Below are 12,840 nucleotides of genomic sequence, written 5' to 3'. Positions count from 1 at the left end.
GGGAGCGCGTCGGGCAACAGGAGCAACAAGCTGTACCTGCGCCTTCGGGGGAAGGCATCCATCTAACGGGGAGGAGTTAACCATGTCGCACATCGCACTACGCCGTCACAGACTCGCCAGCGCACTCGCGCTGGTGCTGTTGCCAACGTTCGCGCTGCACGCGCAGGACGCCGGCACCAACCAGGCCCAGTCGCAGGACCAGGCCCAGCAAGGGGACAAGAAGGCCAAGACGCTGGACAAGGTCGTGGTCACCGGCTCGCGCATCGCGCGCGCCGAAGTGGAAGGCCCGGCGCCGGTCAACATCATCAAGGGCGAGGAAATCCAGAAGCAGGGCTTCAACACCGTCTACGAGGTGATGAACTCGATCACCCAGGCCGGCATCGCCGAGACGCCGCCGAGCTGGGGCAGTACCTCGGTCAATGCGCGCCAGCTCAACCTGCGCAACATGGGTTCGAACCGCAACCTGCTGTTGATCGATGGCCATCGCGTCACCGATTACCCGATGCCGGCCAACGGCAAGACCAATTTTCAGAACTACAACAATATCCCCACCGGCATGATCGACCGCATCGAGATCCTGGCGACGGGTGCCTCGGCGATCTACGGTTCGGATGCGATCGCCGGCGTGGTCAATATCATCCTGAAGAAGAACTACCAGGGTGACGACATCAAGGTGCAGCTGGGCACCTCCACCCGCGGCGGCCGCGATTTCGGCGACCTCAACTTCGTCGGCGGCCGTTCGGGCGACAACTGGAACGTGATCTACAACCTGCAGCGCAGCCATCGCACGCCGCTGTGGGGCCGCGACCGCCGCTACACCGATTCGGATGCCGATGCCGGCTACGGCGCCTGGGACCAGAATGCGCGCATGTTCGGCTATCCGCGCTACACCGGCCTGATGCTGGCCGACGGCGACGGCAAGTACATCACGCCGCCGGCGGGCGCCTGTAACCAGCGCGGCTTCAAGAACAACTTCAGCCAGTACCACAAGCAGAGCGTGGCGACCAACGGCAACACGGTCGATCCCACCAACATCACCGACGGCGGCAGCTACTGCGCGCAGAACGACCTGTTCGGCAACTGGGTGCTGACCCCGGGCCGCGACGATCGCGACGCCTTCCTGGCCGGCAATTACGACTTCGGCGGCGGCCTGCAGGCCTACGGTTCGGTGGGCTACTGGGAAACCCATGGCGTGTCCAACACGGAGTTGCCCTTCCTGTATCCGATGGGCGGCATCCCCGGCTCGTTCTACGACCAGGGCACCGGCCAGGTGATCACCAACTATTTCCGCCAGCTGACGCCAGGCGAAATGGGTGGCTACGGCAACACCCACGACGACGAGAAGAACTGGGACATCCACGCGGGCCTGCGCGGCACGCTGTTCGACAACCGCTTCAACTGGGACCTCAACCTCGGCCACGCCAAGTACATCGTGCGCGAGAGCTACACGGGCCTGAACGAGCAGGGGATGTTCAACTACTTCTTCGGGCCGCAGCAGGGCACCACCACGGTGGGCGGCGAGGAGTACCCGGTCTATACGATCAACCAGCAGCGCTTCTGGAATCCGATCTCCAAGGCTGACTACAGCACGTTCGCGGTGACCGGCCAGAACACCGCCGTGTCGTGGATGGACCAGGCTTCCTTGAACGTCACCGGCGACCTGTTCAGCACCTGGGCCGGCCCGGTCGGCTTCGCCGGCGTGCTGGAAGCCAACCACCAGGGCTACAAGCTGACGCCCGACGCGCGCGGCAATACCACCACCTTCGGCGATCCCTTCCAGGACTACAACGCCGGCGGCGGCACCCGCATGCGCCTGTCGGCGGGTACCGAGTTCCGCATTCCGCTGTCGGATACGCTGACCTGGAGCCTGTCCGGCCGCCTGGACAAGTACCGCGACGCCAGCAGCGCCGACATCGCCCGTACCTGGGGCACGGCGATCGAGTGGCGCCCGCTGCAGGGCCTGCTGCTGCGCGGCACCTACGGCACCAACTTCCACGCGCCGGACATGCAGTACCTGTACAAGCAGGACTCGCTGTCGACCAAGGGCATCTACTCCGACTACTACCAGTGCATCGCCGCCAATCAGTCGGTGTGTCCGGCGATCCAGCACACCACCTACTACACGCTGCATGCCGCCGGCGGCCATAACCTGCTGCCGGAAGAAGGCCATGCCTGGACCTATGGCTTCGTGTGGGACGTCAATTGGGTCGAAGGTCTGTCGGTGTCGGCGGACTACTGGCACATGGGCATCGACAACGCCATCGACAACGTCGGCGAAGACGACGTGCTGAAGGACGAAGCCGGTTGCCGTACCGGCCTGCAGGTGGGCGGCGCGCCGTACACCCTGCATCCGCAGGGCTCGGAGTACTGCAAGCAGATCGAAGCGAACGTGGTCCGCGACGCGCAGGGCAATATCACCGCCGTCTACACCGGCCCGATCAACCAGAACAAGCTGTACGTCAGCGGCGTGGACGCCAACGTCAGCTATCGCTGGAAGACGCAGAACTGGGGCGCGTTCAACTTCTCGCTCGACTGGACCGACAATCTCTCGTACAAGCTGCGCAAGTACGCCAGCGATCCGCTGCTCAACACCCGCTACGACCGCGTTGCCACGCGCACCCGCGCCACCTTGAACTGGCTGAACGGGCCGTGGGACGTGACGGTGTACGGCGAGCGCCAGGGCGGCGTGCGTGCGCCGCACTACGGCGGTTGCGAAGTGCTGGCCAACGGCATCACGCCGGCGCTGGGCGATCCGTCCTGCGTGGTCTATCACGCCTACACCTCGCCGTGGGTGACCTTCAGCAGCACCGTGGGCTACCGTTTCGACGAGAAGCTGCGGCTCGGCCTGACCGTCACCAACCTGTTCGACAAGGTCGGCAAGATCCCGTACTACGCGGGCGGCTTCGAGTTCATCCCGACGCTGCAGGGCGCGAACTACAACGGTCGCGAGATCTCGCTGCAAGTGGAATACAAGCTCGACTAAGCAAGACGGCGGGGCGCCCCTTGGGCGCCCCGCCGGCAGGTCCGGCTGCCCCGGCCGGGTACATCACAACAACGCAGGAACAACTCATGTCGAAGTGGTCGCAACGTCTCCTCTGCCTGGCGCTCGGCGCGGGCCTGGCCTTCGCCGCCAACGCGCAGAACGCTTCCGGTCTGACGCCCTCGCCGCAGCAGACCCACTGGCAGGACCTGGAATTCGGCGTGATCGTGCACTTCGGCACCAACACCTTCCTCGATCGCGAGTGGGGCGACGGCAAGGCCGACCCGAAGGTGTTCAATCCGGACAAGGTGGACCCCGTGCAATGGGCGCGCGCTAGCCGCGCGGCCGGGGCCCGCTACATGGTGATGGTGGCCAAGCATCACGACGGCTTCGCGCTGTGGCCGACCGAGCAGAGCAACTACTCGGTGAAGAGCAGCCCGTGGCTGGGCGGCAAGGGCGACCTGGTGAAACTGGCTTCCGACGCCGCCGCCAGGGAGGGCCTGGAGTTCGGCATCTATCTGTCGCCGTGGGATCGCCACGAGCCGCGCTACGCCGATTCCAAGGCCTATGACAGCTATTACGTGGCCCAGCTCGGCGAGCTGGTGCAGCACTACGGCATGCTGGTCGAGTGGTGGCTGGACGGCGCCGGCAGCGGCGGCCACGTGTACGACTTCAAGCGCTATATCGAGGAACTGCGCACCTACCAGCCCAATGCGGTGGTGTTCGCCGACATGGCGCTGTTCGAATACGGCGACGCGCGCTGGGTGGGCCAGGAAGATGGCCATATCCGCTACGAGAACTGGAACGTGATCGACCGCCACGGCTACCAGCGCTGGCGCCCGGTGGAAGTGGATACCCCGCTGCACAAGCTGCACTGGTTCTGGCATCCCAACGACGAGGCCACGCTCAAGAGCGTCGCCGAGCTGATGGACATCTGGGAAAGCAGCGTGGGCCGCGGTGGCCAGCTGATGCTCGGCATCGCGCCGGACCGCCACGGCCTGTTGCCGGACGCCGACGTGAAGCGCCTGGAAGAGTTCGGCAAGGCGGTGGAGGCGCGCTACGGCGAGGCCGCCAACCTCGCGCGCAAGCACGCGAAGACCGACGAGAACACCGAGCGCGCGCTCGACGGCAACCGCGACAGCTTCTGGTCCGCGCCGGCCGATGCGCGCAGCGCCACCGTGGAAGTGGATTTCGGCAAGCCGGTGACTTTCGACCGCACGCTGGCGATGGAATGGCTGGACGAAGGGCAGGCGGTGCGCCGCTATGCGGTGGAGATCTGGGACGGTCAGGCTTGGAAGGCGGTGGCCCAGGCCGAGGCGATCGGGCACAAGAAGATCGATACCTTTGCGCCCGTCACGGCACAGAAGGTACGGTTGCATATCCTGTCCAGCGCGGGCGTCGCGCGCATCCGCGAATTCCAGGTGTTCGACGCCAGGCATTAGAGCCCCTCTCCCCGTTTACCCATTTGTGCACGGGAGAGGGGTTGGGGTGAGGGTACGGGCGGAGCGCAAGCGTGATGTGCGCCGCTCCGGCCGGACCCTCATCCGGCTGCCGCCACCTTCTCCCGGAGGGAGAAGGGTTCCAGTCTGGAACGGTGAGGTGATCCCCTCTCCCTCCGGGAGAGGGGCTGGGGTGAGGGTTCGGGCGGAGCGCGAGAATGATGTTCACCGCTCCGCCGCACCCTCATCCGGCTGTCGCTACTTTCTCCCCGTGCACCATCTGGTAAACGAGGAGAAGGGATTCCAGATCGAAAACTGACGACTACATCGGAACCTTTCATGCAGAGAAGCGCAACGTTCCCCTACTGGTCCGCATTGGCGGTGTCGCTCATCCTGGCCGGACCGGCCACCGCCGCGCAGCTGAGCGCGCAGTCCCTCGAACAAGGCTGGCAGTTCCACATCGCGCCGAAGTCGGCCGAGGCCAAGACACACCCGGAGGCGGCCGAATGGCGCGCCGCCGCGGTGCCGGGCAGCGTGCAGACCGACCTGCTGGCGGCCGGCGTGATCACCGATCCGTTCTATCGCGACAACGAGGCGCGGCTGCAGTGGATCGGCCTGGCCGACTGGGACTACCGGCTGGCCTTCAAGGTCGACCCGGCCACGCTCAAGCGCGGCCATGTCGAGCTGGTGTTCGACGGGCTGGATACGTTCGCCGACGTCACCCTCAACGGCCGCAAGCTGGTCTCCGCGGACAACATGTTCCGCCGCTGGCGCGTGCCGGTGAAAGGCATGCTGCGTTCCGGCGAGAACAAGCTGGAAGTGCACCTGCATTCGCCGATCGCGCGCCTGCAGCCGTGGCTGCTCAAGCAGCCCTATGCGCTGCCGGGCGAGTTCGACTCGGCCTTCGGCGACGAGCCCAAGGGCAAGCAGACCGCCAACTACATCCGCAAGGCCAACTACCAGTACGGCTGGGACTGGGGCCCGCGCTACGTCACGCTCGGCATCTGGCAGCCGGTGCGGCTGGAAAGCTGGGACGAAGTGCGCCTGAGCGATTTCCACATCGCGCAGCAGCACGTCGACGCCGACCTCGCCCAGCTGCAGGCCGAAACCAGCGTGCAGGCCGACCAGCCGGGCAAGGCCAGGCTCACCGTGAGCTGGTCCGATCCCGACGGCAGCCACCAGCAGGCCAGCCAGGAGGTGGAGCTGCGCAAGGGCGACAACGCGCTCAGCCTGCCGATCCGCATCGAGCACCCGCGCCGCTGGTGGCCGACCGGCTACGGCGCGCAGGACATGTACCGCTTCGAGGTCACACTGAGCCGCGACGGCGACACCCTGGCCACCGCCAGCCGCGCCACCGGCCTGCGCAGCGTCGAGCTGCGCCGCGACAAGGACCAGTGGGGCAGGGGCTTCGCCTTCGTGGTCAACGGCGTGCCGGTCTTCGCCAAGGGCGCCAACCTGATTCCGTTCGACAGCTTCCCCAACCGCGTCACCCCCGAGCGCATGGCGCAGATCCTGCGTTCGGCCCACGACGCCAACATGAACATGCTGCGCATGTGGGGCGGCGGGCATTACCAGAGCGATGCGTTCTACGAGGAAGCCGACAAGCTCGGCCTGATGATCTGGCAGGACTTCATGTTCGGCGGCGCGATCCCGCCGTATGACGAGGCTTACCGCGAGAACACCCGCATCGAGGCGGTGGAGCAGGTGCGGCGCCTGCGCGACCATCCCAGCATCGTGCTGTGGTGCGGTAACAACGAAGTGCAGACCGGCTGGGAGGCGTGGCCAGACCGCAAGGCGCTGCGACAGTCGCTGGCGCCCGAGGAAGTCGCGCGCATCGAGAACGGCATGAAGACGCTGTTCGGCGAAACCCTGCGCAGCGTGGTGCGCGAGAACGCGCCGGACGTGCCGTACTGGGCCAGCTCGCCCAGCACCGACTACGAAGGCGCGGCCAACCAGCTCACCGACGGCGACTACCACTCGTGGAGCGTGTGGTCCGGTTCCAAGCCGATCGAGCAGTACCTGGGCGAGACGCCGCGCTTCCAGTCCGAATACGGCCTGCAGTCCTTCCCGGTGATGGCCACCGTGCGCGCCTTCGCCGAGGAGCGCGACCTGGAGCCGAACTCGCCGGTGATGCGCGCGCACCAGAAGTTCGCCAACGGCGACGGCAACGACCGCCTGCTGCTGTACATCCGCAAGTACTACGGCGAGCCGAAGGATTTCGAATCGTTCGTCTACCTGAGCCAGGTGATGCAGGCCGAAGGCATCGAGCTGGCCGCCGAGCACCTGCGCAGCGTGCGGCCGCAGGCGATGGGCTCGTTGTACTGGCAGTTGAACGATGTGTGGCCGGGCGCGTCGTGGTCGAGCGTGGACTATTTCGGGCGCTGGAAGGCGCTGCAGTTCCATGCGCGCCGCTTCTACGCGCCGGTGCGCGTGGTGGCGATCCACAACGACGGGCATAGCGATGTGTTCGTGGTGTCCGACCGCACCGCGCCGTTCCAGGCCACCTTGCGCAGCCGTGTGATGAGCATGGACGGCAAGGTGCTGCGCGAGCGCAAGCAGGCGCTGAAGGTCGAGCCGCTGGCCAGCACCAAGGTGGCCAGTCCCACCGACGCCGAACTGCTGCGCAAGGCTGACCCGGCCGCCAGCTTTGCCGTGTACGAACTGCTGGACGACAAGGGCGCGGTGCTGTCGCGCCACCTGCTGTTCGTCAAGCCGCCGATCGAATTGAAGCTGCCCGATCCGGATCTGAAGGCCGAGCTGCGCGACAACGGGCAGGGCGGCGTGCTGGTGCTCAGCGCCAGGCACCTGGCGCGCGAGGTGTGGGTGGACTTCGGCACGCTCGACGCCACGCCGGACGACAACGCCTTCAGCCTGCTGCCCGGCGAAACACGCGAACTGCGCGTCGTCAGCGAAGCGGGTATCGACGCGCTGCGCGGCGCGCTGCGCGTGCGCTCGCTGGCTGGCGCGACCAAGGGAGACGCCAAGTGAGCGCCTCCCGCCGCGACGTGCTCAAGATGATGTCCTTCGCGCTCGGCGCCGCGGCGGTCGGCGGTCCGGGCCTGATCGCCAACGCGCGCGCTGCCGCCTCCGGCTTCGTCAGCAAGCGTCCATCACTGGCCAAGCGCAAGTTCACCAGCAAGGCGGTGGAGCAAGTGATCGCGCGCACCAAGGCGAAGATCGCCGATCCGGAACTGGCCTGGCTGTTCGAGAACTGCTATCCCAACACGCTCGACACCACGGTGCAGCTGGACACGCTGCGCGGCAAGCCGGACACCTTCGTGGTCACCGGCGACATCGACGCGATGTGGCTGCGCGATTCCTCGGCCCAGGTATGGCCCTATGTGCCGCTGGCCAAGGACGACGCCGACCTGCGCCGGCTGTTCCGCGGGCTGATCCGCCGCCAGGCGGTGTGCATTTCGATCGACCCTTACGCCAACGCGTTCCTGCCCGATCCCACGGCGAAGACCAACCTGGACTGGGCGCAGCACGACGTCACCGACATGCGCCCCGGCGTGGCCGAGCGCAAATGGGAGATCGATTCGCTGTGCTATCCGGTGCGCCTGGCCGCGGCGTACTGGAAAGCCACCGGCGACCGCGAGCCGTTCGACGACGACTGGCGCGCCGCGATGCGCCTGGTGGTGAAGACCTTCCGCGAGCAGCAGCGCAAGGACGGCCCCGGGCCGTACCGCTTCCAGCGGCAGTCGCTGGTGCCCACCGAAAGCCTGTTCCTCGGCGGCTACGGCAGCCCGGCCAAGCCGGTCGGCCTGATCCATTCGATGTTCCGTCCCTCCGACGACGCCTGCCTGTATCCGCTGTTCATTCCCGCCAACCTGTTTGCCGTGCACGTGCTGCGCGAGCTGGGCGCGATGACGCAGGGCCTGTTCAACGACACCGCCTTCGCTGCGCAGTGCACGGCACTCGCCGACGAAGTGCAGCAGGCCGCGGAAAAGTACGGCGTGATGCGCGACGAGCAGGGCCGCGAGTTCTGGGCCTACGAAGTGGACGGCTACGGCAACCAGCTGTTCATGGACGACGCCAACGCGCCGGGCCTGCTGAGCCTGGCCTATCTCGGCTGCTGCCCGCTCGACGATGCGCGCTATCGCCATACGCGCGAGCTGGCGTGGAGCAGGCGCAACCCGTATTTCTTCGCCGGCAAGGCCGCCGAGGGCATCGGCGGTCCGCATGAGGGCCTGCGCATGATCTGGCCGATGTCGATCATGATGCGCGCCTTCACCAGCACGGACGACGCCCAGACGCGCCAGTGCCTGCACTGGCTGAAGACCACCCATGCCGGCAGCGGCTTCATGCACGAGGCGTTCGACCAGGACGATCCCGCGCATTTCACCCGCGCCTGGTTCGCCTGGGCCAATACTCTGTTCGGCGAATTGATCGTCGGACTGGCCGACCATCGGCCGGCGCTGCTGCGCGGCTGAGACGAAAGCTGAATTGTTCTCCCTCCATCCCCCTCTGGAGTTCCCCTCATGGTGACACGCAGGCGATTCCTGCAAGGCGCAGTGGCCGCGGCCCTGCTGGGCAACCGGCTCGATCCGTTCGGCAGCATGGCGCAAGCGCATGCTGCGGGCGCGAAGGGCGGCGGCGCGGCCGAAGCGGCCACTGGCGTCTCGCGCCATGTGGACGTGTTCATCGGCACCGGCGGCCACGGCCACACGTATCCCGGTCCGTCGCTGCCGTTCGGCATGGTGCAGCTCAGTCCCGATACCTACGACGCGCAGTGGGACGCCTCGTCCGGCTACCACCAGGGCGACGGCTCGATCATGGGCTTCTCGCACACCCACCTGAGCGGCACCGGCGCCGCCGACATGCTCGACGTGCTGGTGATGCCGTGCACCGGCCCCGTGCGCCTGCAGCCGGGCGAGCGCGAATACCGCGGCACCAACTACCGCTCGCGTTACGACGGCGTGCCGGCGACCAACGCGCCGGCACCGTCGAACCAGGGCCAGCCGGCCACGCGCGGCTATCGTTCGCGCTACGACGCGGCCGACGAGCATGCGCGCCCCGGCTATTACCAGGTGCGCCTGAAGGACTACGACGTGCTGGCCGAGCTCACCGCCACGCTGCGCGCCGGCCTGCATCGCTACACCTTTCACGGCAAGGAGGAAGGCCACCTGCTGGTCGATTTCGCGCACGGCTTCCATGACGATCCGGCCACGCCGACCAAGGTGACCGACGCCAGCCTGCGCCTGGTCGGCAAGGACACCCTGGTCGGCAGCCGCCGTGTGCACCAGTGGGCCAATAATCGCTACATCCACTTCGCCATGAAGGTATCGCGCCCGTTCGACCGCGCGGTGCTGTACAGCGGCGATGCGCCGCTGGCCGGTGCCAGGGAGGCCGCCGGCACCAACCTCAAGGCCACGCTGCACTACACGCATCCGGACAAGGCGCCGCTGCTGGTGAAGGTGGGCATCTCCGGCGTGGACATCGACGGCGCGCTGCGCAATCTCGACGCGGAAGTGCCCGGCTGGGATTTCGACGGCGCGCGCGATGCCGCCGCCGCGGCGTGGGAGAAGGAACTGGGCCGCATCCGCGTCGATGCCGCTACGGAAGACACCAAGAAGGTGTTCTATTCCGCGCTGTACCACACCATGCTCGCGCCGACGCTGTTCAGCGACGTGGATGGCCGCTATCGCGGCATGGACCTGCAGGTGCACCAGCTGCCCGAAGGCAGCCACAACTACAGCACCTACTCGCTGTGGGATACCTATCGCGCCGCGCATCCGCTGTACACGCTGTTCCAGGCCGAGCGCGTGCCGGACCTGGTCAACGGCCTGCTGCGCATGGCCGCGGAAAGTCCCGACGGTCCGCCGGTATGGCCGCTGCAGGGCGTGGAGACCGGTTGCATGATCGGCTACCACTCCGCCGTGGTGGTGTCCGAAGCGGTGGCGAAAGGTTTTGCCGGCGTCGATCCGAAGCAGGCCTGGCCGTTGTTCCGCAAGCGCGCGATGGAAGACGACTACCGCGGCCTCGCCTACTACCGCAAGCTCGGCTACATCCCCGCCGACAAGGAATGGGAAGCCGTCAGCAAGACGCTGGAATACGCCTACGACGACTGGGCGCTGTCGCATCTGGCCGATGCGGCCGGCGCGAAGGACGATGCCGAGGCGTTGCGCCGGCGCTCGCGCAATTATCGCAATGTGTTCGACAAGAGCGTGGCCTTCATGCGCCCGCGCGGCGAGCACGGCCAGTGGCTGGAGCCGTTCGATCCGCGCAGCATCGGGCACAGCAAGCAGTGGCGCGATTTCACCGAGTCCAACGCCTGGCAGGCGACCTTCCTCAACCAGCACGACCTGTACGGTTACATGGAACTGTTCGGCGGCCAGCCGGCGTTCGAGCGCAAGCTGGACGAGCTGTTCACCACCAGCTCCGAACTGCCGGCCGACGCACCGCCGGATATCGCCGGCCTGGTCGGCCAGTACGCGCACGGCAACGAGCCCGGGCATCACATGCCATATCTCTATGCCTACACCGGCGCGCACTACAAGACCCAGTCGCGCGTGCGCATGCTGCTGACCGACATGTACCGCGCCGATCCGGACGGACTGGCCGGCAATGAGGATTGCGGGCAGATGAGCGCGTGGTACGTGCTCGGCGCGATGGGCCTGTACCCGGTCGATCCGGTCAGCACGCACTATGTGTTCGGCAGCCCGGTGCTGGACCGCGCCGAAGTGGACATCGCCGGCAAGCGGCTGGTGGTGGAAGCGAAGGACAACGCCGCGGACAGTCCGTACATTCAGTCCGTCACCTGGAACGGGCAACCGTGGAGCAAGAGCTGGATCGCGCATGCGGATCTCGCCGCCGGCGGCACGCTGGTGTTCCAGATGGGCAAGGCGCCGAACAAGCAGTTCGGCGCGGCGCCGGCGGACCGGCCGCCGTCGTTCGGTGCGGCGATGAAGGCGTGACACAACGATCGGCGTAGGTTGGGGTGAGCGCAAGCGAACCCCAACGTGCCCCGGCTTCGGGCAGTCCGCAACGTTGGGGTTACAGGCTGCATCAGCAGCCTGCCTTTCGGGCCATCCGCTACGCGGATGTTCGCTACGGCATCCTGCCTTCGCAGTCGCTCGCGCTCACCCCAACCTAAGAAAACGGCGCCACCAGGGCGCCGTTTTCTTATCGCGGGTGCGAGAGGAATTACATCCCCAGCGCCGTCTCCGCCTTCACATACGGCAGGCCATGCGCCTGCGCCACCGGCTCGCACACCACCTTGCCGTCGATCACGTTCAGGCCGTTGCGCAGGTGCGCGTCGTCGGCCAGCGCCTTCTGCCAACCCTTGTTGGCCAGGGCCAGGGTGAAGGGCAGGGTGACGCTGTTGAGCGCGAAGGTCGAGGTGCGCGCCACGGCGCCCGGCATGTTTGCCACGCAGTAGTGCACCACGCCGTCCACCACGTAGGTCGGATCGGAATGGGTGGTGGCCTTGGAGGTCTCCACGCAGCCGCCCTGGTCGATCGCCACGTCGACGATCACCGAGCCCGGCTTCATGGTGCGCACCATGTCGTGGGTCACCAGCTTCGGCGCGGCGGCGCCCGGCACCAGCACGGTGCCGATCAGCAGGTCGGCGCGGCGCACCAGTTCCTCGATCGCCGAGCGGGTGGAGAACACGGTGGAGATCGAGGTGCCGAACTGCGTGGCCAGGCGCTTGAGCGCGTCGGCCGAGCGGTCCACCACGGTGACCTTGGCGCCCATGCCCACGGCAATGGTGGCCGCATGGGTGCCGGATACGCCGCCGCCCAGGATCACCACTTCCGCCGCCGGCACGCCCGGCACGCCGCCAAGCAGCACGCCGCGGCCGCCCTGGGCCTTCTCCAGCGAATGCGCGCCCACCTGCGGGGCGAGGCGGCCGGCGACCTCGGACATCGGGGTCAGCAGCGGCAGCGCGCCGTTGGCGGCGGTGACGGTCTCGTAGGCGATGCAGACGGCGCCGGAGGCGATCAGGTCATGGGTCTGCTCGGCGTCGGGCGCCAGGTGCAGGTAGGTGAACAGGATCTGGCCCTTGCGGAGCTTCTTGCGCTCCACCGCCAGCGGCTCCTTCACCTTCACGATCATGTCGGCCTGGGCAAAGATCGCGTCCGGACCCTCGACGATCCTGGCGCCCGCGGCGACGTAGTCGGCGTCCGACAGCCCCGCGCCGAGGCCGGCGCCGGCTTCGATCAGCACTTCGTGCCCGTGGTGTACCAGTTCCTGCACCGACGACGGGACGAGGCCGACGCGGTATTCGTGGTTCTTGATCTCTTTCGGTACACCGATGCGCATGGCTGGGAATCTCTCTTGAGAGTGAGGGTTTGCGGCGGGTTCCGGCGCGGGCGCCGGAGGCGTAGCAGTATGATCGGTGCTACGAGCAATTTCTCGCTCATTTGGACGGGTCGAGAGCTAGAATGTCGAACCTTGTTCGATAGATTGGCCAACGGA

Annotated in this window: 6 protein-coding genes; 5 read left to right on the top strand and 1 reads right to left on the bottom strand. The window is 67.0% G+C overall.

What is annotated here, in order from left to right:
• The first annotated feature begins 82 nt into the window (after nucleotides 1-82).
• The 5 genes from BM172_RS05430 (at nucleotide 83) to BM172_RS05410 (ending at nucleotide 11,336) form a co-directional block, all read left to right on the top strand.
• Nucleotides 83-2,983, top strand: coding sequence for a TonB-dependent receptor plug domain-containing protein (locus tag BM172_RS05430; RefSeq protein WP_026636355.1), 2,901 nt, complete (start codon nucleotides 83-85; stop codon nucleotides 2,981-2,983).
• An 86-nt stretch (nucleotides 2,984-3,069) separates the two neighbouring features.
• Nucleotides 3,070-4,422, top strand: coding sequence for an alpha-L-fucosidase (locus tag BM172_RS05425; RefSeq protein ID WP_026636356.1), 1,353 nt, complete (start codon nucleotides 3,070-3,072; stop codon nucleotides 4,420-4,422).
• 336 nt (nucleotides 4,423-4,758) lie between these two features.
• Nucleotides 4,759-7,407, top strand: coding sequence for a beta-mannosidase (locus BM172_RS05420; protein WP_026636357.1), 2,649 nt, complete (start codon nucleotides 4,759-4,761; stop codon nucleotides 7,405-7,407).
• Nucleotides 7,408-7,433: 26 nt separating this feature from the next.
• On the top strand, nucleotides 7,434-8,852 hold the full coding sequence (locus BM172_RS05415) for a glycoside hydrolase family 125 protein (RefSeq protein ID WP_035324018.1): 1,419 nt from the start codon (nucleotides 7,434-7,436) through the stop codon (nucleotides 8,850-8,852).
• Between the two features lie 48 nt (nucleotides 8,853-8,900).
• The gene (locus tag BM172_RS05410) at nucleotides 8,901-11,336 is read left to right on the top strand and encodes a GH92 family glycosyl hydrolase (RefSeq protein ID WP_026636359.1); all 2,436 of its coding nucleotides are present in this window, start codon (nucleotides 8,901-8,903) and stop codon (nucleotides 11,334-11,336) included.
• Nucleotides 11,337-11,565: 229 nt separating this feature from the next.
• Here the strand turns inward: BM172_RS05410 and ald are convergent, their stop codons facing one another.
• The gene (gene ald / locus BM172_RS05405; protein ID WP_026636360.1) at nucleotides 11,566-12,684 is read right to left on the bottom strand and encodes an alanine dehydrogenase; all 1,119 of its coding nucleotides are present in this window, start codon (nucleotides 12,682-12,684) and stop codon (nucleotides 11,566-11,568) included.
• Nucleotides 12,685-12,840: the final 156 nt, after the last annotated feature.

The organism is Dyella marensis (assembly GCF_900112865.1).
Lineage (GTDB): Bacteria > Pseudomonadota > Gammaproteobacteria > Xanthomonadales > Rhodanobacteraceae > Dyella_D > Dyella_D marensis_A.
This window is presented reverse-complemented; position numbering and strand designations above follow the sequence as displayed.

Bases quoted from the DNA above. Each gene is read 5' to 3' on its own strand.
- BM172_RS05430 (WP_026636355.1), top strand. From the start codon at position 83: ATGTCGCACATCGCACTACGCCGTCACAGACTCGCCAGCGCACTCGCG.
- BM172_RS05425 (WP_026636356.1), top strand. From the start codon at position 3,070: ATGTCGAAGTGGTCGCAACGTCTCCTCTGCCTGGCGCTCGGCGCGGGC.
- BM172_RS05420 (WP_026636357.1), top strand. From the start codon at position 4,759: ATGCAGAGAAGCGCAACGTTCCCCTACTGGTCCGCATTGGCGGTGTCG.
- BM172_RS05415 (WP_035324018.1), top strand. From the start codon at position 7,434: ATGATGTCCTTCGCGCTCGGCGCCGCGGCGGTCGGCGGTCCGGGCCTG.
- BM172_RS05410 (WP_026636359.1), top strand. From the start codon at position 8,901: ATGGTGACACGCAGGCGATTCCTGCAAGGCGCAGTGGCCGCGGCCCTG.
- ald (WP_026636360.1), bottom strand. From the start codon at position 12,684: ATGCGCATCGGTGTACCGAAAGAGATCAAGAACCACGAATACCGCGTC.